Annotated in this window: 18 protein-coding genes; 12 read left to right on the top strand and 6 right to left on the bottom strand. The window is 64.7% G+C overall.

The annotated features are described in order from the left end of the window. Positions 1 to 154: 154 nt before the first annotated feature. Positions 155 to 5,665: a DUF3320 domain-containing protein gene (locus FS825_RS14505; RefSeq protein WP_144714256.1), complete on the bottom strand. Its 5,511-nt coding sequence runs from the start codon at positions 5,663 to 5,665 to the stop codon at positions 155 to 157. 421 nt (positions 5,666 to 6,086) lie between these two features. Between FS825_RS14505 and FS825_RS14500 the strand changes: the two genes are divergently transcribed. Next, positions 6,087 to 8,186 carry a DUF262 and DUF1524 domain-containing protein gene (locus tag FS825_RS14500; RefSeq protein WP_144714254.1) on the top strand — a complete coding sequence of 700 codons (2,100 nt, stop codon included), beginning with the start codon at positions 6,087 to 6,089 and terminating at the stop codon, positions 8,184 to 8,186. A gap of 30 nt (positions 8,187 to 8,216) precedes the next feature. Here FS825_RS14500 and FS825_RS14495 read toward each other — a convergent pair whose 3' ends face one another. Next, complete coding sequence (locus FS825_RS14495; protein ID WP_144714252.1) at positions 8,217 to 8,855, bottom strand: TY-Chap2 family putative peptide chaperone; 639 nt, start codon at positions 8,853 to 8,855, stop codon at positions 8,217 to 8,219. A gap of 157 nt (positions 8,856 to 9,012) precedes the next feature. Continuing rightward, positions 9,013 to 9,750: a hypothetical protein gene (locus FS825_RS14490; protein ID WP_186377261.1), complete on the bottom strand. Its 738-nt coding sequence runs from the start codon at positions 9,748 to 9,750 to the stop codon at positions 9,013 to 9,015. 129 nt (positions 9,751 to 9,879) lie between these two features. Here FS825_RS14490 and FS825_RS14485 point away from each other — a divergent pair, with 129 nt between their 5' ends. The 3 genes from FS825_RS14485 to FS825_RS14475 are packed head-to-tail and all read left to right on the top strand — an operon-like array spanning position 9,880 to position 15,880. Next, the gene (locus FS825_RS14485; RefSeq protein ID WP_144714250.1) at positions 9,880 to 11,340 is read left to right on the top strand and encodes a type I restriction-modification system subunit M; all 1,461 of its coding nucleotides are present in this window, start codon (positions 9,880 to 9,882) and stop codon (positions 11,338 to 11,340) included. Continuing rightward, positions 11,337 to 12,503: a restriction endonuclease subunit S gene (locus FS825_RS14480; protein WP_144714248.1), complete on the top strand. Its 1,167-nt coding sequence runs from the start codon at positions 11,337 to 11,339 to the stop codon at positions 12,501 to 12,503. The genes FS825_RS14485 and FS825_RS14480 overlap by 4 nt, the downstream gene beginning before the upstream one ends. Further along, the gene (locus FS825_RS14475) at positions 12,500 to 15,880 is read left to right on the top strand and encodes a DEAD/DEAH box helicase family protein (protein WP_144714246.1); all 3,381 of its coding nucleotides are present in this window, start codon (positions 12,500 to 12,502) and stop codon (positions 15,878 to 15,880) included. The genes FS825_RS14480 and FS825_RS14475 overlap by 4 nt, the downstream gene beginning before the upstream one ends. A 231-nt stretch (positions 15,881 to 16,111) precedes the next feature. On the opposite strand, the gene FS825_RS14470 is transcribed toward FS825_RS14475, so the two are convergent. Then, positions 16,112 to 16,879, bottom strand: coding sequence for a DUF5131 family protein (locus FS825_RS14470; protein ID WP_144714245.1), 768 nt, complete (start codon positions 16,877 to 16,879; stop codon positions 16,112 to 16,114). Positions 16,880 to 16,900: 21 nt separating this feature from the next. After that, positions 16,901 to 18,112: a three-Cys-motif partner protein TcmP gene (tcmP, locus tag FS825_RS14465; RefSeq protein WP_144714243.1), complete on the bottom strand. Its 1,212-nt coding sequence runs from the start codon at positions 18,110 to 18,112 to the stop codon at positions 16,901 to 16,903. A gap of 248 nt (positions 18,113 to 18,360) precedes the next feature. Between tcmP and FS825_RS14460 the strand changes: the two genes are divergently transcribed. The 8 genes from FS825_RS14460 to FS825_RS14425 all read left to right on the top strand — a co-directional run bounded on the left by FS825_RS14460 (position 18,361) and on the right by FS825_RS14425 (position 25,395). Further along, positions 18,361 to 18,693: a hypothetical protein gene (locus FS825_RS14460; RefSeq protein WP_144714241.1), complete on the top strand. Its 333-nt coding sequence runs from the start codon at positions 18,361 to 18,363 to the stop codon at positions 18,691 to 18,693. Then, positions 18,690 to 19,514, top strand: coding sequence for a hypothetical protein (locus FS825_RS14455; protein WP_144714239.1), 825 nt, complete (start codon positions 18,690 to 18,692; stop codon positions 19,512 to 19,514). Before FS825_RS14460 ends, FS825_RS14455 begins: the two co-directional genes overlap by 4 nt. Next, complete coding sequence (locus FS825_RS14450) at positions 19,511 to 20,491, top strand: tetratricopeptide repeat protein (protein WP_144714237.1); 981 nt, start codon at positions 19,511 to 19,513, stop codon at positions 20,489 to 20,491. The genes FS825_RS14455 and FS825_RS14450 overlap by 4 nt, the downstream gene beginning before the upstream one ends. Positions 20,492 to 21,330: 839 nt before the next feature. After that, positions 21,331 to 21,750 carry a hypothetical protein gene (locus FS825_RS14445; protein WP_144714235.1) on the top strand — a complete coding sequence of 140 codons (420 nt, stop codon included), beginning with the start codon at positions 21,331 to 21,333 and terminating at the stop codon, positions 21,748 to 21,750. 117 nt (positions 21,751 to 21,867) lie between these two features. Next, positions 21,868 to 22,707: an ABC transporter ATP-binding protein gene (locus FS825_RS14440; protein WP_144714233.1), complete on the top strand. Its 840-nt coding sequence runs from the start codon at positions 21,868 to 21,870 to the stop codon at positions 22,705 to 22,707. After that, complete coding sequence (locus tag FS825_RS14435) at positions 22,704 to 23,519, top strand: ABC transporter permease (protein WP_144714231.1); 816 nt, start codon at positions 22,704 to 22,706, stop codon at positions 23,517 to 23,519. Before FS825_RS14440 ends, FS825_RS14435 begins: the two co-directional genes overlap by 4 nt. Positions 23,520 to 23,572: 53 nt before the next feature. Next, positions 23,573 to 24,772 carry a sensor histidine kinase gene (locus tag FS825_RS14430; protein ID WP_186377260.1) on the top strand — a complete coding sequence of 400 codons (1,200 nt, stop codon included), beginning with the start codon at positions 23,573 to 23,575 and terminating at the stop codon, positions 24,770 to 24,772. Then, complete coding sequence (locus FS825_RS14425; protein ID WP_144714227.1) at positions 24,769 to 25,395, top strand: response regulator transcription factor; 627 nt, start codon at positions 24,769 to 24,771, stop codon at positions 25,393 to 25,395. The genes FS825_RS14430 and FS825_RS14425 overlap by 4 nt, the downstream gene beginning before the upstream one ends. A gap of 39 nt (positions 25,396 to 25,434) precedes the next feature. On the opposite strand, the gene FS825_RS14420 is transcribed toward FS825_RS14425, so the two are convergent. Then, complete coding sequence (locus tag FS825_RS14420; protein WP_144714225.1) at positions 25,435 to 26,709, bottom strand: hypothetical protein; 1,275 nt, start codon at positions 26,707 to 26,709, stop codon at positions 25,435 to 25,437. Positions 26,710 to 26,823: the final 114 nt, after the last annotated feature.

Here is a 26,823-nt window from a genome sequence, read left to right as displayed (position 1 = left end):
CGGAGCATCTACTAACTCAAGATCTCACCACCCGTATGGTTCGCATGCACGGTCCTGAATAGAGTCGGCCGAAGCACGGCGCTGAACTACTCCCCCGGCTCGCAGTCGCGGATGGGGGAGCAACGAGCCCGGGGGTAGGACAACGGCTTGCGTCTCAACGAGCAGAATCCGGCGCTATCTCTCGTCCTCGCTTGATGCCGTCGTTGGTCTCTTCCAATCGACCGTCGCGCAGGAGAGCGGCGATGACGCTGAGAAGCCGTCCCCGGATGTCCGCTCCGACCCGTTTCCAGCCATACAGCCCAGCGGTGCCCGTCACCAGGGCATCTTTGGTGGCCACAACCGCGTCCTGTGTCAGAAGTTCAAGCGCGCGGCTCAGCTCGTCGTCCGGGATTTGGTCCACGGACCGAACGAACGCCCCACCACTTCTGACAACGGCGCTGTGTTCGGGTTCCCTCCGCACGAAAACCCCGTCGGTCTCGAGGCCGGCTTGCCGGACGGCCAGCATCAGTGTTCCTCGGATGCGCGAGCCGATCCGACCATAGTCGGAGTGCTCACGTAGCCGTTGCGCAAGTACGTCCATGTGCAACGGCGCCTCCGCTCCCGCGATGGCCTGGACGAATGGAATCAGCGCAGGAGCGTTCAGCGGATCGCTCAGATCGACGTTCGGGACACGGGTTGTGCGCCCGATCTGATACTCCGACACCCAGCCCGGCGTCGCATCCAGCCGCGCTTTCACCACCTCCACGACGACAGGTGCCGCGGCTTGCGGCGTTTCCGCGACGACTCGTCCGAGAACGGGTTGGGCTGCGAGACGTTCCAGAATCTGCCGTAGCCGCTCTTTCTCCCGGTCGGGATGCCGATACCAGGCGGTGCCCCAAATGTGGTGCAGATTCCATCCAAGACCTTCGAGGATCTCGTGCCGGAGACGGTCGCGATCTCGCGCGGCGCGACTCGAGTGGTACATCGCGCCGTCGCATTCGACCCCGATCATGAACGCTCCAGGCTGATTCGGATGCTTCACGCCGATGTCGATCCGGTATCCGGATACGCCGACCTGCGGTTGGACCTCGAAGCCGAGGCTACGGATGAAGTCCACGACCGCGTCTTCGAAGGGCGATTCCGTATCGAGCCCAGACGGGCTGAGTTCCATAGCAAGCGCCGACGGCCCTCGCTCCGCGAAGTCGAGGTATCGCCGCAAGTGCCGAGTGCCGGCGGCGCTGACTTCGCCGATGTCGCCAGCGCTCATCGAGGTGACGAGCTCCACGAGTTCCTTCGCGCGCGTGATGGCCACGTTCAATCGTCGTTCCCCGCCTGCACGCCCAACGGGACCGAACTGCCGGTATACCTTCCCGTGTTCGTCGGGTCCGTATCCGGTGGAGAAGATGATCACGTCGCGTTCGTCGCCCTGCACCGACTCCAGGCTCTTGACGAAGAATCCGGACACGCGGTCATCGTCGAAATGCGCATCGAGGTCCGGCCGGTCGGATCGGGCCAGCTCGACGGCCGCTTCGATGGCGTCGCGTTGCGCAGTGGAGAACGCGACGACCCCGAGGCTCTTGTTGGGTCGGGTCGTGTAGTGATGCAGCACACGGTCGGCGACGTGCCGCGCTTCGATTGGGTTGTCGCGCCCGGCCGATCTCCGATAGACGCCGTCGACCTTGAAGTAGCGGACGCCGGCGTCGGCGCTCTCGGCAACGGCGCCCGGGAAGGTGACGAGCCGGGAGTCGTAGAAGGAGGCGTTTGAATACGCGATCAGGTGCTCGTGCCTGCTGCGGTAGTGCCAGCGGAGGCTTTGAGCGGTGAACGCGCCACTGGACTTCATCAGGTCGAGGATCGACTCGAAGTCGTTGGCGAGGTCCTCCTCGCCGTCCTCATCCCCGTCGTCAACGTTCGCTTCAAAGAACGAGGTCGGCGGCAGCTGCTTCTGGTCTCCCGCCGCGATGAGTGCGGCTCCCCTATAGACGCAGTTGATCGCGTCACCCGGCAGCACCTGGCTCGCCTCGTCGAAGATGACGACGTCGAACAGCTGTTCCGCAGGAAGGTACTGCGACACCGCCAGCGGACTCATCATGAAGCACGGATGCAGCGCGAGTACAACGTCCTTAGTCTGTGCAATCAGTTCCCGGACTGCGATGTGCTTGCGCTTCTTCTCCGCTTCGCGTCGAATGATCGCGGCTTGCCCGCTCGCCGACCGCGGCCGACGGGCGGACGCGGACTCGACGATCCTGGTGACGGCGGTATTGGCGAGTTCTGAGTCAAGCTCCCGGAACTGGGCGACGAGTTCATCGCGATCGGCTCCGGCTCCTGCGGCCAATCGGGGGTCGGACTTGAGCTGCGCATCGATCCAGCCGCGGAGGACCGTCTCGGTCAGGAACGCCGCAACCGACGTCTCCTGCAGTTCTTCAACAAGCGCGTGTTGGACGGAGGGGCCAAGGCCGTGGCTTTCGAGCTTTGAGATCGAGCGCTGCAGGTCGAACCACGCGTCCACCCCGTCGAGGTCCGCCCGCAGTCGGGCGACCGATTCGGCGGCGTTACCGAGGTCGGCGAACGCTCGCCGGAGTTCGCCGCGTCGTGGCTGATCGAACTTGTCGAACAGTCCTTCGCTGGCCCGCTGGTAATCGTCCGACGCGCCCTTGATGTCCATGTGCGACTGCGTGCGCCGGAGCAGATTGATCTGTGAACTCTCGAGTTGGCGGAGGTTCGGCGCTGTCGTGGCGGCGTCGAGGAGACGTCGTGCCCACTGGATGTGCCTGCGGATCGCGACCGGTTCGACGTCCGACGATGCCCCGGGATTTGAGTCTGCCGAAGCCGTTGCGAGCACGTCGCTCCATGAGCGCGCCGCGGCGGCGGCGGCGGATTCGAGATGGATGTGCAGTCGAGCGGCGTGCATGTGGCGATCTATGCTCGCGTTGGGACCGAGCACCTCTGCTTGCAGTGCGACGAACTCCAGCAGAGGCTGCAGGCGCCGTAGCTGCTCCTCCAATTCGGCGGCGACCTCGACGTATGGCTTGCGGTCCTCGCTGACGGTGGAGTGCCAGCGTCTGAGGTCGTCTTCGAGCCGGTCGGCGAGGGCGCCGATTTCATGGCGATGGACGGGGTCGGCGGTAGCGCGTCGTGTCTGTTGTTCGTCGACGAACGGGACGTCCGATAGCGCGTGCAGGTTGCGGAAGCGGCGGTCGATCAGCTCCCAGTCGACCGCGTGGTTCGGGTCGACATCGCCGCCGATGCCCGTCCTGGCTTCGTCGAATGCTGACCGATATGCATTCCACGCGTCCGCCCAACGCCGAGCTCGTGGGAGCGCAACGACGGCATCCTTCCAAGGCACGTGCGAGATCGTCGCCAGGGCCTCGCGAAGGGCCTTGTGCCCTGCCCCGAATCGTCTCGCAAAGCTGGTGTGCTCGGCTGCGAGGCGCTCGAGCTCATCGAGGTCCGCCGTGAGCACTGCGGCATTGAAGTGAGAGCTCGCCTCGCGTTCCGCCGCCACGAGTCGCTGCTGCGCATTGCGCAGGCGATCGGCGGTGGCGCGAGCGGCCAGGGCAAGCGAGTTGTCGTAGAGCCACGTGCTCAGCGGCGGATGCGGGTCGAGCAGATTCGGCAACGCGTCGAGAAGCATTCGCGTCTCAGCCGGGTTCGACGGCGCAAAGGCTCCTGCTCCGCGGGCAAGGGCTTGCGCATTCCGCTCCAACGACCGAAGCGCGCTTGCACGATCTTCTACGTCACGCCGAGCGGCATCAAGGTCGGCGGAGGTCGACGTCGATGTGATCCCGGGCAGTCCAGCGAGCAGGCTCGGTTCGGGGATCCGGTCCTCCGGGACGGGCTCCAGGCGCCGCCACTGGTCCCCGACTAACGCTGTCAGGTCATGTTCGACCCGTTGCAGGTCACTGGCACAGCTCTCGTACCCGGCGAGTGTGTTCTCAATTTGCTTCAGAATCGCTTCGTCCAGCCAGGGCTGCTCGTGGAATTCAGGAGCTTCAAACCACACGTCGAGCAGCGTCGCGATGCCGTTCAGCTCGTTGGAGGCCCGGGCTCCGAAGGCTTCTCGTAACTCGCGGGTGCTGTCGACTACTGGACGAAGCCGCTCGATGGCCCGGGCCAGTCGCTGTAACGGGTAGGCCATATCGACGCTGCCCTCGACGAGCCCATACCAAGTGGCTTGCCGGCCCTGCTTGGCGATCCGCCAGTTGCGCTGGAGGCCAGTGGCGGCACGCTCGATGGCGTCGAGCTCTTGGGCGGTCAGTCCTGCCCCAGATGCACCCCACGGCGGTCCGACCTGGTCGGTGCGGTCTCGTTCGAGTCGGCCGAGAATGTCGTGGAAGGTGGCGTCCAAAGGTTGGCGGATCTCGTTGGCCGCCTCGGCGTAGTCGCTGAGATCCCTCCGCGCTTGTTCGAGTTGCCCGAGCTTTACCGCGCTCATGCCGGCAGGCGGGACCGGCGTAGCTCCGAGTGCATCGCCGAGTCGTCGGGCGACGTCTTTCCGAACGGCTTTGCTGCTGTGTAGTTCGAACAGGAATGCGCCGAGGCCCCTGTCGGCGAGGCGGTTGCGGACGACGTCCAGGGCCACCGCCTTCTCGGACACGAACAGCACGCTTCGACCTTCAGCGATGAGAGCGCCGATGATGTTTGCGATGGTCTGGCTCTTGCCCGTGCCGGGTGGCCCGTCGAGCGTGAAGCTCTTCCCCGCGACCGCGGCGTGAATCGCCGCTCGTTGGCTTGCATCCGCGTCGAGGACCAGTGGCGTGGTCTCTGGTGGGGCGACGTCGTCGATGGTGTCGTCGCCGGCAGGGTCGAACACGAAGTCGGATTGTTCGGGCGGGATGGCGCCTGATAGGGCACGAACGAGTTCCGAGTTCGCGACAGCGTCGGCATTATCGAGCAGGTCGCGGTACATAGCTTCTTTGGCGAACATGAACGCGGCCAAAGCAGCGAAGTCGTGCACTTCCCAGCCATCGGGCCAGTTCATCGATGCCAGACGATTCAGTACTGCTTGGACCCCGTCGGCTTCGAGTTCCACTTCGAGGTCGTCGGCGGACGGAAGCTCGATGCCGTACTCCTGCGCAAGAAGCAGCGACAGCGCCGGATTCACTGCGAAGTCGTCGTCGGAAAACCTGACATACGTCCGTTCTCTGGGTCCGGGCGCTGCGAGCTCTGCAGGTACAAGTAGGAGCGGACTGCGTCGGGTATCGCCCGCGGCGTCGACCCAACGCAACTCACCCAGCGCCACGTACAGGATGCGCAGACCCTTGTCGATGAACTCCCGCTTCGACGCTGCTGCGAGGTTTCGGAGCGCACGATCGACGTCCCTCTGCGTCTTGTCGGCGAACAGGTGTCCGGGGTGCTGCTCGAAATCGAACTCGCGGAGCTGCTCAAGCACGGCGCCCTCGACGTCGGAGGTCGCCAGTTCTTCGTCGTCGCGAACCAACTCGGCGTTGCGCTCGTCCGCCCGTGTGCCCATCGTGAACGTGAGGCTCTCGGCTGCTATCAAGTCGAACACCTCCGCAGCGGAGTGCTTCGAGTACTCGATCGTCGACGATCGAGTCGGACGGTAGTTCAGCAACCGATTTCGGCCCGAGAGGTTCAGGAGGGAGTCGCGCCATTGCGCGATCGCTCGGTCCGCTCTGCCCGTTCCCAACTCCAAAGCCAACGCTCCTACCTCTTGAACGACCATGCGCCCCTCGTTGACGCCCGAACAGGACGCCTGACGCCGCTCGACGATCCGGCCTCCAGGGGCTGGGTCGGCTCGGTCAGCAGCTTCGAGCGATTCTCCTATTCTGACCGAGGCGCACGACAACCGCACGCGTCCTGATCGGGGGACGCGCTCGACAGCTCAAGACAGGACGGCGACAAAGGGTCAGGCGTGCCAGGGACTCCTGCAGGTTCGGTTGAATCCTTACAGGTAGAGGCGAGGTTCCTGGGGCTGACGAGCGCAGTCAGGCGGCGTGTTCAGTCCGATCTCTAGCTGCCTGGCGAGTGCACGGGCAACTCCCTGCCCTCGCGCACCGCAGTTCATTCGGGTCCGCCTTCTTCCAGTTATCAGCACGGGGTCAGCCCACGAAAGCCCGCGGGCGAGAGCAGCTAGGTTGAGTCCCGTGAAGGCTGTCGACGCAAATCTCCTCGATCTGCTCAAGGTGACGAGTCAGTTCGAGGTCCCCATCTATCAACGGGCGTACGCATGGGGTCGTGCCGAGTGTGAGCAGCTCTGGAAGGACATCCTTCGGGCTGGCGGCAACGAAGAGCTCGGCGCTCACTTCACGGGATCCGTCGTGTACGTGGAGAAGGCCGCAGGCACGCAGACCAACCAGGCGCCGAGCCTCATCATCGACGGTCAACAACGCGTCACAACCGTCAGCCTGATCCTCGCAGCGCTCGTCTCCCACCTGGAGGGCGCAGCCGCCGAGGATCACGAACCGCTTGAAGGCTTCTCCGCTGAGGAGATCCGCGACTCCTACCTCACGAACCGGTTCAAGACCGACGAACGGCGATACAAACTCCTGCTCTCCCAGGACGATCGGGGCGCACTGAAATCGGTCGTTGATGGCACCGAGCCTGCGGCGGGGTCGACTAGCCGGGTGTTCGACAACTTCGAGTTCTTCCGTGCCCAGATCGGGGCGTCGTCCACCAATCTGGCGACGGTGTGCCGCGGGTTGGCGAAGTTGCAGGTGGTCGACGTGCACCTGCAGCTCGGGATCGATCACCCGCAGCTCGTGTTCGAGGCGATGAACTCAACCGGCAAGCGGCTCTCGCAGGCGGATCTCATTCGCAACTTTGTGCTGATGGGGCTGACGACGGACGCGCAGGAACGGCTTTGGACGGGTTACTGGCGGCCAATGGAGCTTGATTTCACCGGCGCCGGTTCCGAGTCGGCGTTCGATGACTTCGTACGGCACTACCTTGCCGCCGTCACCGGCAGCATCCCGCGACTCGGGGACATCTACGACGCGTTCAAGGACTACGCAGCCGTTCGGATGCAGCGCGGCGAATCGATCGATGTCCTCGTCCATGAGCTGCGCGAGTACTCCCGCCGGTACAGCGCCATCGCGCTCGGCCGCGAACCCGAAAAAGCACTACGGGCAGCGTTCGACGATCTCGTCCAGATCCGCGCGGACGTGGTCTACCCCTTCCTCCTCGAGGCATACACGGACTACGACTTCGAGGTGATCAACAAGGACGAGCTGCTCGAGATCGTCCACATGGTGACCTCGTACGTCGTGCGACGCGCCGTCACCGGCTGGGCCACGAACTCGCTGACCACCACGTTCCAGAGCCTGGCGCGCGCCCTCCGGAAGGACCGCTACGTCGAAAGCGTCAAAGCGCACTTCCTGCGCCTGCAGGGATACCGGACGTTCCCGACCGACGCCGAGTTCGAGGAGAAGCTGCAGTCCTTCGACGCGTTCCACTTCAAGCGGCGCTCATACTTCTTCCGGTCGTTGGAGAACCACGGCCGCAAGGAACCCGTCCCGACGGACGAGTACACGATCGAGCACATCCTTCCGCAGAACGAGTCACTCCGTCCGGAGTGGCGAGCCGACCTCGGCGAGAAATGGCAGGAGATCCAGGCCGCGTACCTCCACACCCTCGGCAATCTCACACTGACCGGATACAACTCCGAATACTCAGACCGGCCGTTCCATGAGAAGCGGGACATGGAAGGTGGCTTCCGGGAGAGCCCGCTTCGCCTCAATCAAGGCATCGGGCAGCTCGACATCTGGGACGAGTCCGCCATCCGGACCCGCGCCGCGCGGCTGGCTCAGCAGGCGCTGCGAATCTGGCCTCGGCCCGCGCTTCCGCCCGAGGTGCTCGCGACGTACCAGGAGAGCCGGACAGAGTCGCAGTACACAATCGCAGACCACCCGAATCTGCTCCGGCCGGAGCGCCGTAGGAACTTCGAGCGGCTTCGCAACGAAGTCATGTCGTTCGATCCCTCCGTCTCCCTTGAATACCTGAAGGTGCGCGTGGCCTTCCGAACGGAGACGACGTTCCTCGACGTCGTCCCGCAGGCGTCGCGGCTCCTCCTCGTGCTGAACATCCCGATCACGGCGCTCCGCGACGAGCGCCGAGTCGCTCGCGACGTCAGCGGGATTGGCCACTGGGGAGTCGGCAACACACAGGTCGCTTTCGATGACACGACGGACTTCAGCTACGTACTCGGCCTCGTCCGGCAGGCCTACGAGTACCAGGTTCTGGCGTGAAGGATCGTTTGCGCCTGCTTGCTTCCCGGGCTAGGAGGCGCTGGCACCCAGAACGACGTTGACCGAGTCCTCAAGTGATCGGGTCTTTCGGTACAAGGGCATCAGCGAGGTCGGGCCATCGTGGGCTGCATACAGGGTGGCGTCGTCCGCGAGCACCGCTGACGGCTGATCGCCACGATGGATCATCCAAAAGTGTCGTAACGGCAGGCCAGCTTCGTCCGGGCATGCCCGGACAGCCGATTCGAGGCCCTCGAACTCGCTGACCCACGCCGGCGTCGCCTCAGGAGTCAAGTACGACGCGCCATACCAGTGCGTGCCAACAGTGAGTCTGATTCGGTCGTTGATCGTGCGGCCCAGGACGGCGGCGATGATTCGATAGGTCAGAGATCGAGGTGTAGTGGGGTCGGCAGAGGCAGTCGTCCATCCCACCGCGGTTTCAATGAGCTTCACCACCTCGTGGGGATCCTCAGCCTCGAAGAGTGCCTGCCAGCCGATGCCGTCGACGGCTCGGTCGTCTCCGCGCGTCAGGTGAATGCTGCCGTTGAGGTTCATGAACACTGAGCTGCCTGAACGCGGGTCGAAGATTTCAAGACCGTGGTAGAAGCCATCCATTGGCCATGTTTCGGCGATCTTGAAGTGGCTGTGTCGGCGGGCGAGCTCGCTAGACACCCACCACGCCTGGGTGAGTTTGAATCATTCCGCGATCTGCTTTAAGGCTCCAGGTTGAAGGTCGTTGTCGGGGTTGCTTGACGGTGCCGCTTCCGACGCGCGTGACTCTTCTTCAGGCGTTCAATTCGCGGGTTCCGGCGGAGATTCGATGCCCAGGTCATTCTTCACCCATGGGACCGACCCCGGAATCGGACGATGTGTCGTTCGAGCCCGGCCAGGCGGTGGGTGCCGGCCCGAAAGCGCGTCGAGCTGCACGGACCGTCAACTCGGCCATGCCCAGGTTCGCGCCGCCCCCGATGACGGCGCCAATACCGAACGGGACAACGTTGCCGAGCACGATGATGCCCTGCTTCGTTCCCCATTTCGTCACAAAGTTCTGGCCGAGGACCTTGTTGATCTGCTTGAGTTGCGACACGGGTATTGCGTTGACGATGGCTTTCGCCCAGTGGGGTCCGGTCCGCCCCGCGACCTTCTCGATCGTCTGCGAAGCGCCGCCTCCGAGGACAACGCCTAGGACTAGCGTGCGACGGCGCTCGAGCTCGTCGACACGGACGCCGTGCACTTCCGCGACGGAGAGCGCAAACAGCGCGCTCAGTTCAAGTGAAGATAAGACCTCCCCTCCTGCGAGAGCCAGTCCCGCGGCAGTACCGACTCCGGGGGCGGCTGCGACGGCGCCGACGGCGGCGCCGGTGCCGGCTAAGGCGGTGCGGTACATGTTCTCGAGCGTGTGCACGACTTGCCGCGGAGTCGCTTCCGGGTTGCGTTGCCGCGCACGGGCGATGTTCCCTGCAACCACGGTGCCCTGGACGCTGAGCGCTTTGTCCAGCGCGGCGGTGAGGAGGTTGCGTCGGTGCTCTGGCGTCGAGTCGTCTTCGCCGAGGCGCATGCTGGTCACCTGCACAGACTAGAGCGAGCCTTACTCGCTTCGCGACGGGTCATCAACCCGACCGTTCACTCCCGACAGCAGCAAGTTGGCACGAGCGTGCGCAGCCGCCCCCGCGCGAGCAGCCGCTATCGTGAGACCGTGATAACCGGGGAACTCAAGAGCAAGATCGATCGAGTTTGGGACGCGTTCTGGTCCGGTGGCATCTCGAACCCGCTTGAAGTGATCGAGCAGATCACGTACCTGCTGTTCGTCCGCCGGCTCGACGACCTCCAGATGCTCGCGGAAAGGAAGGCGCGCGTCACCGGCGGCAGCATCGATCGGGAGATCTACGGGCCCGGCCAGGAGCAGCTGCGGTGGAGCCGGTTCAAGAACGACCAGCCTGAGACGATGTGGCGGACCGTCGGGGAAGGAGTCTTCCCGTTCCTCCGTGCTCTTGGCGGTGATGGTTCCACGTACGGCGAGCAAATGCGCGACGCCCGCTTCACCATCCCGACACCCGCGTTGCTGTCACGGGTCGTCGACATGCTCGACGAGATCCCCATGGCTGAACGCGACACCAACGGCGACCTTTACGAGTACTTGCTGTCGAAGATCGCATCCGCCGGCGTGAACGGGCAGTTCCGTACCCCCCGCCACATCATCGACCTCATGGTCGCCATGATGGCCCCGCAGCCAACAGACGAGATCTGCGATCCTGCGGCCGGCACCGCCGGGTTCTTGGTCGCCGCATCCGAGTACGTGCGGCGAGAGCACTCAAGTGTGCTGACCAACGCCGCGCAGCGCTCGCACTTCCACACAAGCATGTTCCACGGGTTCGACTTCGACTCGACCATGCTGCGCATCGGCAGCATGAACATGCTCCTGCACGGCATCGAAGCGCCCGACATCCGCTACCGCGACTCCCTCTCCGAGGGCGCCAGCGACGACGCGGAGCGGTACACGCTGATCCTCGCCAACCCGCCCTTCGCTGGCTCGCTCGACTACGAGTCGACGTCGAAGGACCTGCAGCGCATTCTCAAGACGAAGAAGACCGAGCTGCTCTTCGTCGCCCTGTTCCTGAAGCTCTTGAAGCCCGGCGGCCGAGCGGCCGTGATCGTGCCTGACGGTGTGCTGTTCGGGTCATCGACCGCGCACAAGACGTTGCGCCGGATGCTCGTCGAGGACCAGAAGCTTGACGCGATCGTCAAGCTACCCTCCGGCGTCTTCCGCCCCTACGCAGGTGTGTCGACCGCGATTCTGTTCTTCACGAAAACGAACTCCGGCGGCACCGATGACGTCTGGTTCTACGACGTGCACGCCGACGGTCTCTCGCTTGATGACAAGCGCAACCCGATCGAGGCGAACGACCTGCCAGATGTGCTCACCCGTTGGGCAGACCGCAGGACCGATGAACGCGACAGGGCCCGCACCGACCAATCATTCACCGTGCCCAAGGCAGAGATTTCCGCAAAGGGCTATGACCTCTCCCTGAACCGCTACAAGGAGATCGTTCACGACGAAGTTGAACATCGGCCGCCACTCGACATCATCGGCGACGTCGAGACCCTGGAAGCGGAAATCACGGACGGGCTCGCCGAGTTGAAGGCGATGCTCAGGTGAAGACGGCGTCGCTCGATGCGTTGACCACCAAGGTGGTGTCGTGGAACCCGTCAAGGCTTGGTCAGGACGAATTTTCCTACATTGATTTAGGATCAGTTTCGAGCGAGACAAAATCGATTGTTAAAGTTGCACGCATCCGCGGCGCCGATGCGCCTAGCAGGGCGCGCCAATTGCTACAGACCGGTGACGTCCTCGTCTCAACCGTCAGACCAAACTTGAACGCCGTTGCACAAGTCCCAGCGCGTTTGGATGGAGCAACCGGGTCGACCGGCTTCACGGTGTTGCGTCCGACGGAGCGACTCGACGCCCGCTACCTCTTCCATTGGGTGCAAACTCGTCCCTTCGTTATGGACATGGTGCGCAGGGCAACAGGCGCGAGCTATCCAGCTGTTTCCGACAAGATCGTCAAAGAGTCGATGATTCCGCTGCCGCCGCTTGCGGAGCAACGTCGGATCGCCTCCATCCTCGACCAAGCCGACCTACTCCGCGTCAAGCGTCGCCAAGTACTCGAGCACCTTCAAGGCCTGCAGCAGTCGGTTTTCGTGCAGCTGTTTGGGGATCCCTCCTCATGGTCCGACCGATGGACGCTTGGCTCTATCGGGGATCTGGTGGAGTCGACGCAGTACGGCTCGTCAACGAAGGCGAGCAATATCGGCGAGTGGCCCGTGCTCCGCATGGGAAATGTTACGGACGACGGTCGGTTGGATCTGCACGATTTGAAATACCTCGATCTGCCGACGACCGACCTCCCGAAATATACCGTGCGGCGTGGTGACCTACTCTTCAACCGCACTAATAGCCTTGAGAAGGTCGGCAAAAGCTGCGTCGTTGAGACCGCCCTACCCCTCGCCTTTGCAGGGTACCTCGTGCGCATTCGATTCGCGAATCCTCTGGCCGCATATTTCGTGTCAGCATACCTGAGAAGTCGCCACGGGCGAGCTGTGCGCCGTGGCCTCGCTAAGACTGCAGTGAACCAGGCAAACATCAATCCGACCGAACTCAAATCGGTTCCGATAGCACTACCCCCGCAGGACCGAATCGATGCGTTCGCTGCGCAAATAAAGTTGATTGGAAAACATCGAACCCTCGTCGAACGCGATCTGGCAGTTGCCGATGAACTGCTGGAGTCGCTGCAATCGCATGCGTTCAGGGGCGAGCTATGACGGCGAACTTTGACTTTGTGCGGGTCGTTTGGCCGGATGTGTTCGCTGACGTCTCCCGCGCGGAGTCCTATCTCTCGAGCGACCCGCGGTCGGCCTGCTTCTACAGCCGCCGGACGGTTGAGCTGCTCGTCGGCCACCTGTACGAGATCCTCGCCCTACCAGTCCCGTATCAGGATGACCTCGCCGCACGTATCAACGATGCTGGCTTCGCGCGGGTCGCGGGGGTGGGGATCCGGCAGAAGCTGAACCTGATCCGGAAGCTTGGCAATCAGGCGGTGCACGCGCAACAGCCAGTGCGGCCCGACATCGCGCTGGCCGCACTGCGCGAGCTGCACCACGTGCTGGTGTGGGCGGTGTTCCGGCATTCGGCGCACCCGGGGGGCGTGCCGACCGGCGCGACGTTCGATCCAAAGCTCGCAAGCAGTGCGGCGCCTCTCACGCGTGGGGACGTGCAGCGGCTCGCTGGGAAGTTCGCCGCGCAGGATGAAGCTCATGCCAAGGCTCTCGCCGAGCGTGACGAGGTCGCAGCAGCGCAGGCCGCGGAGATCGAGCAGTTGCGCGCGCAGGTCGCTGAGGTGCAGGCGGCGAATCACGCGTCGGATGACCACGACTACTCCGAAGCCGAGACGCGCGATCTATTCATCGACGTGCTGCTGGCTGAGGCTGGCTGGCCGCTCGCCGATGCGCGTGATCGCGAGTTCGAGGTCTCGAGCATGCCGAACGCCCCTGGTGTTGGGTTTGTCGACTATGTGCTGTGGGGAGCGGACGGGCTGCCGCTCGCGGTCGTCGAGGCGAAGCGCACGACGAAGAGCGCCCTTGTCGGGCAGCAGCAGGCGAAGCTCTACGCCGACTCCCTCGAGGCGATGTACGGGCGTCGGCCGGTCGTGTTCTACACCAACGGATACGAGCACTGGCTTTGGGACGACGCAGCCGGCTACCCGCCGCGGCAGGTCGCAGGTTTCTTCACCCGCAGTGAGCTGGAACTCATGATCCAGCGTCGCTTCTCCCGTCTGCCGCTGTCTGCCGCTCCTGTGAGCACGGACATCGCTGGGCGGCATTACCAGGTGCGGGCGATCAAGGCTGTCGGGGACACGTTCGATCGGCGGCAGCGGCAAGCGCTCCTGGTCATGGCGACCGGTTCGGGGAAGACCCGGACAGTCATCGCGTTGGCCGATCAGCTGATGAAGGCGAACTGGGCGAAGCGCATCTTGTTCCTCGCGGACCGCACTGCGCTTGTCAAGCAAGCGGCGAACGCGTTCAAGGAGTACCTGCCGAGCGTCGCGACGGTGAACCTGGTCACCGAACGCTCCGCCGAAGGACGCGTCTACGTCTCGACCTACCCGACGATGATGAACCTCATCAACCAGACCGATGACGGCGGCGACGGGCCGGCGCGTCACTTCGGGCCGGGATTCTTCGACCTCATCGTGGTCGATGAAGCGCACCGGTCGATCTACCAGAAGTACGGGGCGCTCTTCGACTGGTTCGACGCGATGCTGGTCGGGCTGACTGCCACGCCGAAGGACGAGGTCGACCACAACACGTACCGACGATTCCACCTCGAAGACGGCGTGCCCACCGACGCGTACGGCTTGGACGAAGCCGTGGCTGAGGGATTCCTCGTCCCGCCGTACGGCGTGTCGGTCGGCACCCGTTTCCTGCGTCAGGGCATCCGCTACGACGACCTCAGCGAGGCCGAGAAGGACGACTGGGACGCCCTCGACTGGGGCGAAGGCGGCACGCCGACCGCCGTCGACGCCGAAGAAGTGAACCGGTTCCTGTTCAACGAGGACACCGTCGACAAGGTGCTGGCGACGCTGATGACGGACGGGTACAAAGTCGCCGGCGGCGACCGCCCCGGCAAGACGATCGTGTTCGCGAAGAACAAGGACCACGCCGAGTTCATTCAGCAGCGCTTCGACGAGCAGTACCCCGAATATGCGGGACACTTCGCGCGCGTCATCACCCACGGCACCCCGTACGCACAGAACCTCATCGACGAGTTCTCCATCGCCGACCACGCACCGCACATCGCGATCTCCGTCGACATGCTCGACACCGGCATCGACGTGCCCGAAGTCGTAAACCTCGTGTTCTTCAAAACTGTGCGATCGAAGTCGAAGTTCTGGCAGATGATCGGCCGCGGCACCCGCCTCAGCCCCGACCTGTTCGGCGAAGGCCGCCCCAAGAAGGACTTCCTGGTCTTCGACTTCTGCGGCAACCTCGAGTTCTTCAGCCAGGATCTCCCCGGCGCCGAAGGGTCGACGCAGAAGTCCCTCACCCAACGGCTGTTCGAAGCCCGGCTCGGACTGATCACCGCCCTCGACCGAACGCATGGCGACGCCGACCTCCGTGCCTCCGCAGCAAGCACCCTGCACGAGGTCGTCGCTGGCATGAACCTCGACAACTTCCTTGTCCGTCCCGAGCGGCGCTGGGTCGAGCAGTACGCCGACCTGGCGGCGTGGGACGCACTCACTCCCGAGGGCGCATCGGAAGCGCTCGAGCACCTCGCCGGGCTTCCGTCGAGCGTGGTGGACGACGACATTGACGCGAAGCGGTTCGACCTGCTGATCCTGCGCCGGCAGCTCGCGCAGCTCGACGGCGACGCCACCGCTTCCGAGCGGGTCCGCCAAACGGTGCAAGCCATCGCGACAGCACTGCTGGCGAAGACCGCGATCCCGTCCGTCGCGGAACAGGTCGTGCTCCTGGAGGAGGTCGCCGGCGACGACTGGTGGATCGACGTGACCCTCGGCATGCTTGAAGTCGCGCGCCTTCGCATTCGCGCGCTGGCACGGTTCGTACCGAACGTCACCCGCCCTCGCGTGTACACCGACTTCATCGACGAACTCGGCGACGCCACCGAAATCGTGCTGCAGCACACAACGCCGGGGACGGACCTTGAGCGGTTCCGCGCGAAGGCGACCGCGTACCTGCGGCAGCATGAGGACCACCTCGCGCTGCAGCGGCTGCGCCGCAACCGTCAGCTCACCGCAGACGACCTGGAAGCCCTCGAGCAGATGCTGCTGGCGAGCGGGGCAGGGTCACAGGCCGACATTGAGTTGGCGGCCGAGCAGGCGCATGGGCTTGGATCGTTCATTCGGTCGCTCGTCGGCCTCGACCGAGATGCGGCTCTCGAGTCGTTCGCACGCTTCCTCGACGGCTCACGCTTCTCCGTCGACCAGATCCGATTCATTCATCTCATCGTCGACGAACTCACCGCCAACGGTCTGATGGACGCGGGACGCCTGTACGAATCGCCGTTCACAGACCGGGCCCCAAGCGGCGTCGACTACCTTTTCGACGACGACGACGTGGCAGCTATCGTGCAGATCCTTCGCGACGTGCACGAACATGCCCGACCCGGAACCGTGGCCTGAGAGGGGCGCGCTGACGCGCGGTCGCGGCACGATCGAGCGCCCGGCAAGCAAGTCGCAATCAGCAATTTCTCGCCATGAGGGCACTTTGCCGATAAGAGGTGTTCGGCTTATTCGCGGATGCCAGCGGTGGCGCGGATCGCGGATCCCAGTGCTGACGGGCGTTCCACGGGTTTCGGGATTCTGTTCCACGGGGTACAGCCCCGGCTCGATGCAGCAGGAGCTCAGCGGTAGCTAAGCCAGCGCCTCGCCGCGTTCGCCGCGCATCTGGGCAAGAGGGTAGCCATCCCACAACCGACCATCGAGTTCACGACCGTTCTGTTTGGGCGTGCGACCGCCCCACTGCTTGAAGAAGAACGGGACGTTGGCGGTCAGGCACTGGTCTCGGATGTCGCGCACCCACTCCGCCTGCATCTCGCGGTGGCGCGGCCCTGACTCACCGCCAGCGATGACCCAGTCAATGCGGTTAAGGGGGAGGTCCGGGAGCGCCGCGATCAGCGGCTCGCAGGAGAGGAACCGGACGGCAGCAGGAACTTGAGCGAGGTCTGCTACGCGGTCAAGAACCTTCGGTTCCTCGACCGACGTGCCGATCCACACGTTCTCCGGCCACGGAAGGTCGCCCGCCATCCGCCGGAGTCTCGTCGGGCGCTTCGTCAGGATCTGGTAGGTGTGCTGCGGAGTGGCCAACATCACGTCAAACACCTCCTGGATGAAGGGCTTTGGTACTTTCGCGTGGAAGAGGTCGCTCATCGAGTTGACGAACACCGTCGTAGGACGCTTCCACTTCGCGGGCTGAGCGAGCACTTCGGGATGAGTCGTCACCCCGAAGCCGGGGCCCGAGGTGATGGGGTTGCCGTCGTTCTGGTACTTCTCGGCTCCCATCGCCTTCAACCGCTTGGCCAGTGCTAGTGCGTAGCAGTTATCGCAGCCGGCGGTGACACGGTCACAGCCGGTGACCGGGTTCCAGGTAGCCTCGGTCCACTCGATCGTGCTCTTCTTCACGACATCACCTCGGTGAGAACTCTAGGCTCGCCAGATCGTCTGCTTCTCGAGGCTGCCCTTCGGACAGCCGTTCGTGACGCCCTCTGCTGCGAGCTCCTTCCAAGCTGCCCGTATGTGTGTCTCGCGGGCGATGCCCACGGCTGCCCCCAAGACCTTATCGAGGTTCTTGCTCACGTGGAGGTACCCCAACTTGCTCAGGTGAAGGGTCACCGAGTCCTTCACGTCATCGATCGCCTGGCGCTTCGTGGCCTCCTCGTCGTCAGCGAAACGTCGCTTCGCTTCTGCGAGACGGCTCTCGCCTAGCAGAGGATCTGTCTCGTCGAGGGCCTCGGCTTCAGCAAATTCCATCTCAGCCAAGAACCTTCGCCAGTCCTGCGCAGCCAGGCTCACGTGGTCGTTGTAGCTGTACAGCGCGTTGATGCGAGGGAAGAACAGAGCGAGCATGAACAGTGGCTTGTCCGTCGGCTTGCGTCTGATCTCCACGTCGTAGGAGTGGTAACCCAAAGCATCGCGCACGCGAGACGCGTATCGCTCCCATACGGCGAGCGCAGCAGGGTGTGCGCGCTGCTCACGCGGCAACTCGAGCAGTTTCTCATTCAAGAACTCCTCCTGCCACCACTCCCCACCAAGCCAGCTGTCAAGGTTTGCCAACGTTGCTGCACGCCCCTGAGCCTCTTCGCTCTCGTAAAGGCGAGCCCCCATGCGTCGGACAGCCTGCAGCGAGAAGTTCAGTAGCAACTCCGTCGGGACCGTATCTCCACGCGCGGCGAGCGCCGCCACCGTTCGGTCGTGATCCAAAGACCGCCCGAACGGATCGAGGAACACCAGCGTGGGAGCGTGCGCGGCTCGCCCAACTGCGTCCTCGTAGTGATCGCCGATGTCTCCGCGGAGCGCCAACGCGAATCGGTCGCCGGAGGACTGAACGAGCGCCTCGAGCTGCTCGAAGGCCTCAGGTCGCTTCTCAATGAAGGTGCACTCGAGGTTGATGTCGCGCGCTCGAAGGTCCTGTGCGATGGTCAACGCGATCCTCGGGGAACCCGCCTCGGTCACCCCGGTAAGTAAGTGTCGGTACTCACCTTCACCCGCGAAACCGTCGATGAAGGCAACACGGCGTCCCGGTGCGGTAGTTGCCGTGGCTCCCGCAAATTTCGCGAGGTACCGACGGAGGATGCCGTGCTTGAGGACCGCGGCAGCCTTCTTCGGGTCCTGGAAGAAGCTGTCGTTACTGGGCATGCGCACCTCCGTACATGAGAGAAGCTTGCCTCCAACGCGGAGGTATCCGTCGCGACACGCGGAGCACGATCGGCCACCCCCAGTGGGGCGCGTTCAGCGGATACGGCCCCAAAGACGGGTACCGGCTGCTCCTCCCCGCGACTTCGGCTTTCGGTGACGCCCGACAGCCTGCTTACAAGCCACCAATTTGCACAAGGCTGGAACTGAAGGAGCAGCGTGGCTGACCCGATAGCAGTAGTGTGATCCGCATGGTCAAGACGGCAGTGAGCGTCCTCGGCGCTCTCGCAGCGGGGGCGGCACTGTATGCCATCACGACGGCACTCGGTGCGATGACTCTGCCCCTTCGGATTCTCGGGGCCGTTATTCTTTTCGTCGTCCTCGCCAGCCTTGCCCTGTGGCTATCGCGGCGCAGAGCCGAGAACAGAAGTACGCAGGACGTCGTTACGGACATTCGATCCAAAGGCAACGTGAACATTCAGGGTATTCGCGCAAATCACAGTGGCGGTTCCTCTAGAACCGTCTCGGGCATCCGCTCCGATGGAGACACGGAAATCGCTGATGTCGACGGCCGGTCTTCATGACGGGGTCCGCCCCTGCCTGGAGCGACGAGCCGGAGTCCGTTTTCAACTGGACTCAAGAGACGGCGGACTTCAGGGCATTCACGGCTGGCCCACCAGGCATCCTTCACGTCGTTGGGGATGGGCCGCATTACGTTCATTGGTTCCTTGAGAACGCGAGGACACACGAAGGCAAGCCCGTCACCTGCGTTATTGATCCGCACGCAGGAGCACGTTCTCCGTTCGAAGTTCTTCGCAGAATTGCGACAGGGCTTGGCCTCGATCCATCGCCCGTCGTCGCCACGCCACCGACAGTATCCGTTATCAAAGATATTGATGCTGGCGGAGACGTCTCAATTGAAGACGTCCGCGTCGATGTCCGCTATCAGATAGCGACGGACGAATGGATCGAAGTTGATCGCCTCCAAGAATTGATCCTCGATCATCTGGATTCCGGCGTGGACTTGCAAGGTTTCGTGCTTAGCTTCCCCGCCTGCGAGGAGCACGACCTTCCAATGCGTCGCACGCTCTACAGATCGGTTTGGACAAGAGTGGGAGTCACCCTAGTCAAGAAAGGCGCTCACGTGGTCTTTCAATACCCCATGTCAATTGAAAGGCATCGGGATGCTATTCCGCCTGCCGCCAACCAGAGAATCACGCTCCCTGAGCGACTTCTGACCGGGGTTTCAACTGAAATTGCTGATCACGCGATGAGTAAGGGGTGGAGCGACTCTCCTGACGCCGCTGTACTCTTCGCAGAGACCGTTCTGCATCTGAGTTCAACGGTTGAGGAGCTGTACGCAAACGTCGCGGTCATCGAGTACGAACGACGCAGCACTCCATGACACGGTTAGATGATATCGCACGTGCCCCGGAGGTCGCGCTACTTGCGGCCGCCCCGTCGCACACCAGGACCTCCGCAGCCGAGGCTGTGGAGTCCTTCGGGTATGACAAATCGATGCTCGGTCTTCTTCGCAGCCTCGGTCTGCTGATCTCTAGCGGTAACGAGTTACGAATCAACGAGGATCTGCGAGACCGCGCTATTGCCTACGCAACCAAACTCGAACCTAGTGCTCACTTACGTTGGGCGGAGTTCCAGTCGTACTACTTTGATGTAGCAAAGAACGGTGAGAAGGACAACCGTCCAAGCTATATGCAAATCGGGGCTGGGTACGCCTATCATGGCGCCGAGCTAGATAGAAAACTCGGCCTCGAAGCATATCTCAGCCTTTCCCACGTAGAGTCGCTTGCACTGAGCATCGAGGCTTCGAAGCTTGCCGATGAGCAAACGCAACGCGATGTGCTGTCGGCAGATTCTCCAGAGATCCTCTTCCTCAAAGGAATGACATTGTATCGGGCGGGTCGCAATGACCAAGCCGTAGAAATCTTACGCCAGCTAGTGCAGCTTAAATCTCCGGCACGAGAGATTGCAATTGCTCAACACCTGGTCGCCCGTTCGGACTGTAATTCACGCAACAATCTCGACGAGGCGAGGAGGCTGTTTCAACAAAGCCTCAAATCCGGCCGGAGACGCAAGGACACGCAACACCAGATTCATGTATTACACTCTATGGCGAACTGCATCGTTCACACGGACAGTTCTCGTTTCGGCGAGGCGAGAACTATGCTCGACGAAGCGCTAATGCTGGCAAAAAACGACGACTGGGCTAGAGCGCAGATATTGCATACCTATGCTCGCCTCGAGCGGAAAAAATCACCTGCAAAAGCCCGGTCCATGCTGGCGGAAAGCATCCGCATCGGCGAGAGACTGGGTTACTCTCGGCATGTAGCCATGGCCAAGGATTCGTTGAAGAACCTGTAACAGGCTTCGTCGCTGCATCCACTTGAAGCGGGCCCTTCAACGGCTTCGATGCGCCGATAACGCTCAATATGGATTCGAACCCGGACCTCACGGTGTCTAGTGTCGCAAAGGGCGATCCTGACCCTCACCGTCGCGGTTGCCGGCGCGGCATCCTTCCTGACCTCGAGGGCCTTCGCCACCGCGCTCCACCCGGAACTCTTGCCCTTGCACGTCCTCGGGGCCCCGGCACGCGCACCGCTGTTCGGAGTCGCGAGCACCGCGGTCGCCGTCGTGTCCGGCGTGCTCGTCGCAGGAGCCGCCGCACCACAGCTCGGGCTGCTGTGGAGTCTTCGGTTGGGAACGCTCACGCCAGGGCACGGTCGCGCAGAGGCTGCCGGTGGCGCGGTCTAGCTCGTCTCGCTCGTGTTGCGCGTGTTGTCGTCCCCAGCACGGTCGGGTGGTGGGCGGGCGGTGGTTCGCGTGGCCCTCGTGTCGGGCGGCGGGTCGTCACCGCTTTCACTGTCGCAGCACTCTTCATCGTCCCGACGACAATCCTGGCCGTCGGGTTCGCGCCCGCGCTCGTCCTCGGCACCCAGAGGACTGGTGACGCCCTCGCCGCCGATCGGCTCTCGACGCTCGAGACCGCCCCCGCGATGACCGTGTTCTCCGCAACCGCGCTCGGGGCGTTGCGCACGGTGGTGGGCGCATCGCGGCGAGTGATCGCGATCTGCGTTCAAGGGGGGCCCCTCGGCGCCGCCGTGGGCGCACGACTCACAGCACGCCGTGCGGCGCGGCTCGGCCCGACCGCGACGGTCGGTGTCGGGTCACCGGACTGGTCACGGCGCAAGCCCTGACGAGCCTTGACCCGAACGAGCACCGCGTCAGCCGCAGCGGACTGGCGCGAGCCCTCGCTCACCCTCGGGCCTGCGCCGTCGATCGCGGCTGCGGCAGCTATCGCCGCAACACCCGCGCAGGCGCGGGGCACCGGGAACGACCTCCGAGCGCTCACGCTCATCGGCTTCTCGGTGCGAGCGCGCACGACGGTCATCCTCATCACCGCGCCGCTGCTCGGATCAATCGGTTCCCTCGTCGGAGCCTCGGCTGCCCCGTCCGCGTTCGTCCTCGCGATGCCCTTCGGTGTGGATCTCGCTGCGCCCTCTGCGGCGGAGCTCGCCGTTCCGATCGCAGTAGCCGGCTGCTCGACCGCCGTGATCGCGACGATGTCCCTCGTCAGCGAGTGGATGGGGCATCGCCTCGGGCACCGGGCCCGACGACGCTGAACGTGCCGCGACCGCGGAGGCCGGCTCGTCGACCTGCGACTGCATCCTCCGATCGGAGGATGCCGTTCCACCGACCCCACCGATCCCCCACACCCCGAGACCGACCACCCTGGTCTCATGCCCGCCACCCCCGCCATCGAGGTCCGCCACCTCACGAAGCAGTACCCCACCGGCAAGCGCGCCGTGGACGACGTCTCCTTCACGATCGACCGCGGCGAGACCTTCGCCCTCCTCGGCCCCAACGGCGCCGGCAAGACCACCACGGTGGAGATCCTCGAGGGCTACCGCACCTGCACCGGCGGCGACGTCCGTGTACTCGGCCACGACCCCGCCCGTACGAGCCGCAGCCACAACGCACGCATCGGCATCGTCCTGCAGACCAGCGCGGAGTCCCCGAACGTCACGGTCGCCGAACAGCTCCGGCACTTCGCGGCGCTCTACCCAAACCGCCGCGACGTCGACGAGACGATGGACGCAACGGGGCTGACCGGGCAGCGGAACTCCCGCATCAGCCGGCTGAGCGGCGGCCAACGCCGACGGGTGGACGTCGCCCTCGGCATCATCGGCCGCCCCGAGGTCCTCTTCCTCGACGAACCGACGACGGGCTTCGACCCCGAGGCCCGTCGGCGCTTCTGGGACCTCATCAACCAGGTCAAGGCCGAGGGCACGACGGTCCTCCTCACCACGCACTACCTCGACGAGGCAGCGCACCTCGCCGACCGGGCAGCCGTGATCGCGGACGGGAAGCTCCTCGACATCGCTCCGATCGACGAGATCGGCGGTGCCGAGGCGCGCACACCGCGAGTGCGGTGGCGCGATGACGCGGGACAGCTCCACGACGAGCCCACCAGCGACCCCGCAGGTCGGATCAGGAGCACGACAGCACCCATGCACGACCTCGAAGTCATCCGCCCGTCCCTCGAGGACGTCTACCTCGGAATGGTCGACCGCCGATGAGCACTACCACTCCCCTCACGATCGGCGCGCACCGCATCGGCTACGAACTCCGCTCCTACTTCCGCGCCCCCGAGGCCGTCTTCTTCACCTTCCTCTTCCCCATCGTCATGCTGGCGCTCTTCTCGGTCGCCTTCGCGAACGCGGACGACATCCAAGCGGGCCCGAACGTGAGCGTCGACTACGCCACGTACTACCTGCCCGGCCTGGTCGCGACCGGCATCCTCCTGTCCGGCACGCAGTCGCTCGGCGTCGACATCGCGGGCGAGCGCAGCGACGGCACGCTGAAGCGCCTCGGCGGCACACCCCTGCCCGTCCTGAGCTACTTCATCGGCAAGATCGGCATGGTCCTCGTCACGACCCTCGTGCAGACCGCGCTCCTCCTCGCCATCGCACGCATCGTCTTCGGCGTGGACCTGCCGACGTCCGGCGGCGCATGGGCGCACTTCGCCGGCATCATGCTTATCGGCGTCGCCACGAGCTCCGTCCTCGGCATCGCGATCTCCGCGCTCCCCCGCGAGGGCCGCCGCGCGACCGCCACCATCGTGCCCATCGTCCTGGTCCTCCAGTTCATCTCCGGCGTCTACCTCCCCTTCACGCAGCTCCCCGACTGGCTGCAGAACGTCGCGTCGCTCTTCCCCCTCCGCTGGATGGCGTCGGGCATGCGGTCGGTCTTCCTGCCCGACGCGTTCGCGTCCACCGAACCTGGAGGCGCGTGGCACCTCGGCCTCGGAGCCCTCGTCCTGACAGCATGGCTGGTCGGGGGCACGGTGGCCTGCCTGCTGACGTTCCGGTGGAATCGCAAGGACGAGTGATCGGGCCTGTGGAAAACCCTCGGCCGGCGCGAGCGGGATGGGATGCTGTGGTCATGAGCGGCGAGACGTGGGTGCGCAACCGGTGGTTGCACGTCTTCTTCGCGGGCACGATGCTCCTCACCGCCGTGATCTCCGTGTTCGGCTGGTCGCCGTGGTCGAGCCGGTGGCCGGCTTTCCTCACCATCGCGGTGCTCGTCGTCGCCTACGTCACGTACGGGCACCGCGGGTACGACAGCACCCGTGCTGCCGCCGCGTTCCTGCCGCTGGTCATCGCGGCATCCCTGGTCCTGCCGGCGGTCGCCCCGAGCACCGCGTTCGTGCAGTGCATCGTGTTCCCGCTGGTCTGGTGCCAGGTCGAACGCGTCCGGACGGCGGTCCTCCTGTCGATCGTGATCGGTGTCGCGAGCGGCATCGGCCTGCAGGTCTCGAGCGGCCCGGACGCACTCGTCGGCACCCTCCTCATCGAGGGCATCAGCGTGATCGGTGCCTGCGCGATGGGCGTGTGGGTCTCGAGCGTCGCCGGCTTGTCGGAAGAGCGCCGCCAACTCGTCGAAGAACTCCGCGCCACGCAGGACTCCCTCGCCGAAGCCCACCGCCGCGCGGGCGTCACGAGCGAACGCGAGCGCCTCGCCCGCGAGATCCACGACACCGTCGCACAGAACCTCGCCGGCATCGTCATGCTCACCGAGCGCGCCCGCGGCGACCTCGCGACGGACCGCGTCGACCGGCTCGACGAGCGCCTCACCATCCTCGAAGAATCAGCACGCGCCGCCCTCGAAGAATCCCGCACCCTCGTCGCGGCCGGGTCCGCCGGACTGTCGGGTGACGGGCTCGCTGGGGCCCTCCACCGCCTCGGCGAACGCTTCACCCGCGAGACCGGGGTGCCGGTCAAAGTCGACGCCTCCGACTGCGCGGTGGAACGGGACGCGCAGGTCGTCCTGCTCCGCGTCGGCCAGGAGGCGCTGGCCAACATCCGCGCGCACGCCGACGCCGCCTCGGTGCAGGTCGCACTGCACGTGGCGGCCGAGCGCGTCGGCCTCCGGATCGCGGACGACGGCGTCGGCTTCGACCCCGACGTCCCGACCGTGGGCCACGGGCTGCGCGGGTTGCGCGAGCGGCTCGCCCTCGCCGGCGGGACCTGCACGATCACGAGCGGCACCGGAAGCGGCACCGTCGTCGACGTCTCGCTCCCCACCGGAGCCGAGCCGGGCCTCCTGGATCACACTGAACGCACGGCGGAGGTGTCCCGGTGATCCGCGTCGTCGTGGCGGACGACCACCCGATCGTCCGCGCGGGCATCGTCGCCCTGCTGCAGGATGCCGACGACGTCGAGGTCGTCGGCCAGGCGAGCAACGGCGAGGACGCTGTGTCGATCGCCCTCGCCGAGCGGCCGGACGTCGTCCTGATGGACCTCCGCATGCCGGGCATGAACGGGGACGCCGCGACTGCTCGGATCCTCGCCCGCGAGCCGGAGGTCCGCGTACTCATCCTGACCACGTACGAGTCCGACGACCAGATCCTCGCCGCGATCGAGGCCGGCGCTGCCGGCTACCTACTGAAGGCCGCGCCGGAGTCCGAGATCCTCGCGGGCCTCCGTGCCACGGCCCGCGGCGAGACAGCCCTCGCTCCCTCGGCTGCGGCAGCACTCGTCCGCCGGACCACCGGCAAGCCGACTGCGGGCCCGAGCCTGTCGCCACGGGAGCTCGAGGTCCTGCAGCTCGTCGCCCAGGGCAACTCGAACCCGGCGATCGGCCGGACGCTGTACCTCAGCGAGACGACGGTGAAGACGCACCTCGGGCACGTGTTCGAGAAGCTCGGCGTGAACGACCGGACCCGTGCCGTGACCCGCGCGATGGAGCTCGGCCTCCTCCGCTAACCCATCCCCTTCCGCTTTCCAACCTGAAGACTGGACTGCTCACGCTTTCGCTGCGCTGAGCAGCCGTGTCCACGGGCTCCCGAGCAACCGACGCGAGAGCAAGCCATGTGCGGCGGCGAGGCAACCGGCTTGCAGCGCAAGGTCGACCGCCCAGACCTCCAATCGATGATGCGTATCCCGAGCGGCATGTTCCAGGCGTTCATACGCCAGCACGTGGGTAGGGCTCCCAGTTCCTCGGCCGCGCTCGTACTCGTTGACGAGCGTCAGCGTGACCCGAGAGACCAAGCGCTTCTCGAGCGCCGCATCCGTGAGGAATGACCTCTCCGTGACGAGCGCCTCCCCCATCGACCAGTCAACCTCGGCACGAACGATGAACGGCCAGACCGAGGGGACGAGCGCCCGCGCGACGTCTGCAAGCCCTGCCTCACGAATCTCATCGCTGCGCGCCTGCAAGTTCTGCAGCGCTCGCACGAGCGCCCCGTCCTCCAGCGACAGCGCGCGGCCGCTGCCCGGCCGGAACGGGGCCAACACGGGAACATCGTGCTGCCGATCGTCGACGAGCCCATCACTCGAATAGGACAGCGCGGGGTGCAGTGATTGAAGCCGCCGGTCTACGAGCGCTGCCGCATTCCGATGCACCTCGTAGGCTCGTGCCCTCGCCGCGTCTCCGAGCTGGAACGCCCCGTACGACCATTTGGCCAGCATCCGGTTCGCGTCCTTGGCCGCCTCATCGCGTGCGCGGATCCGATCGAGCAGCGGCGCTCTCGGCAGGACGACCGCGACCCCGATTGCGAGGACGATGACCGGCAGCGCCACTCGGAGCGCGTCCCAGTCGGGACCGGAACGGGCGAGCGCATCCCAGAGGTCGGTCGGCATCCATACGTCGGAGTGCGGCCACGTCGTCCACGCCATGATGGCGCCGACTCCGAGCGCGCCAAGCCTGAGCGCCTCTCGCGGGCGAAGAACGAACTGCGTCAGAGACTCCGTGAGCAGTCGCCCGCCGAAGAACGACAGCAGTGCCCGGACTCGTTCCAGGAGCAGCATCTCCACGAGCACACGACCGACGAGCGACTCCAACGTCTCCTCATCGATGCGCACGCTTTGCACTGCAGCCTGCTTGACGTACCGACGACGAGCGCGAACTCGGGCCCCGTACAACGCCCTTCGAATGGGGAACGATGCAGCAGTTGCGAGAACGGACGCCGCGACGGACCAGCTGCACACGACCACCAAGAACACCAGCGGGCCCGGAATGCCGTCAAGCGTCCTCACCAGCCAAGCCGTCATCCCGCCAACAACGTGAACGACCCCCATGACCGGGAGCATAACGCAGAAAACCCCTGACCAGTTGATGGTCAGGGGTTCCCTGGTGTTGCAACGTTGAGTCCGGCGGCGTCCTACTCTCCCACAAGGTCCCCCTTGCAGTAC

This window comes from Curtobacterium pusillum (genome assembly GCF_007680845.1).
GTDB classification, from domain to species: Bacteria; Actinomycetota; Actinomycetes; order Actinomycetales; family Microbacteriaceae; genus Curtobacterium; species Curtobacterium pusillum_B.
Note: the sequence above shows the minus strand (reverse complement) of the source record. Positions and strands in the feature narration are given on the sequence as shown.

Excerpts from the sequence above, each read along its gene's own strand:
- FS825_RS14505 (WP_144714256.1), bottom strand. The coding sequence starts at position 5,665 with ATGGTCGTTCAAGAGGTAGGAGCGTTGGCTTTGGAGTTGGGAACGGGC.
- FS825_RS14475 (WP_144714246.1), top strand. The coding sequence starts at position 12,500 with ATGACGGCGAACTTTGACTTTGTGCGGGTCGTTTGGCCGGATGTGTTC.
- tcmP (WP_144714243.1), bottom strand. The coding sequence starts at position 18,112 with ATGCCCAGTAACGACAGCTTCTTCCAGGACCCGAAGAAGGCTGCCGCG.
- FS825_RS14460 (WP_144714241.1), top strand. The coding sequence starts at position 18,361 with ATGGTCAAGACGGCAGTGAGCGTCCTCGGCGCTCTCGCAGCGGGGGCG.
- FS825_RS14455 (WP_144714239.1), top strand. The coding sequence starts at position 18,690 with ATGACGGGGTCCGCCCCTGCCTGGAGCGACGAGCCGGAGTCCGTTTTC.
- FS825_RS14450 (WP_144714237.1), top strand. The coding sequence starts at position 19,511 with ATGACACGGTTAGATGATATCGCACGTGCCCCGGAGGTCGCGCTACTT.
- FS825_RS14440 (WP_144714233.1), top strand. The coding sequence starts at position 21,868 with ATGCCCGCCACCCCCGCCATCGAGGTCCGCCACCTCACGAAGCAGTAC.
- FS825_RS14435 (WP_144714231.1), top strand. The coding sequence starts at position 22,704 with ATGAGCACTACCACTCCCCTCACGATCGGCGCGCACCGCATCGGCTAC.
- FS825_RS14430 (WP_186377260.1), top strand. The coding sequence starts at position 23,573 with ATGAGCGGCGAGACGTGGGTGCGCAACCGGTGGTTGCACGTCTTCTTC.
- FS825_RS14420 (WP_144714225.1), bottom strand. The coding sequence starts at position 26,709 with ATGGGGGTCGTTCACGTTGTTGGCGGGATGACGGCTTGGCTGGTGAGG.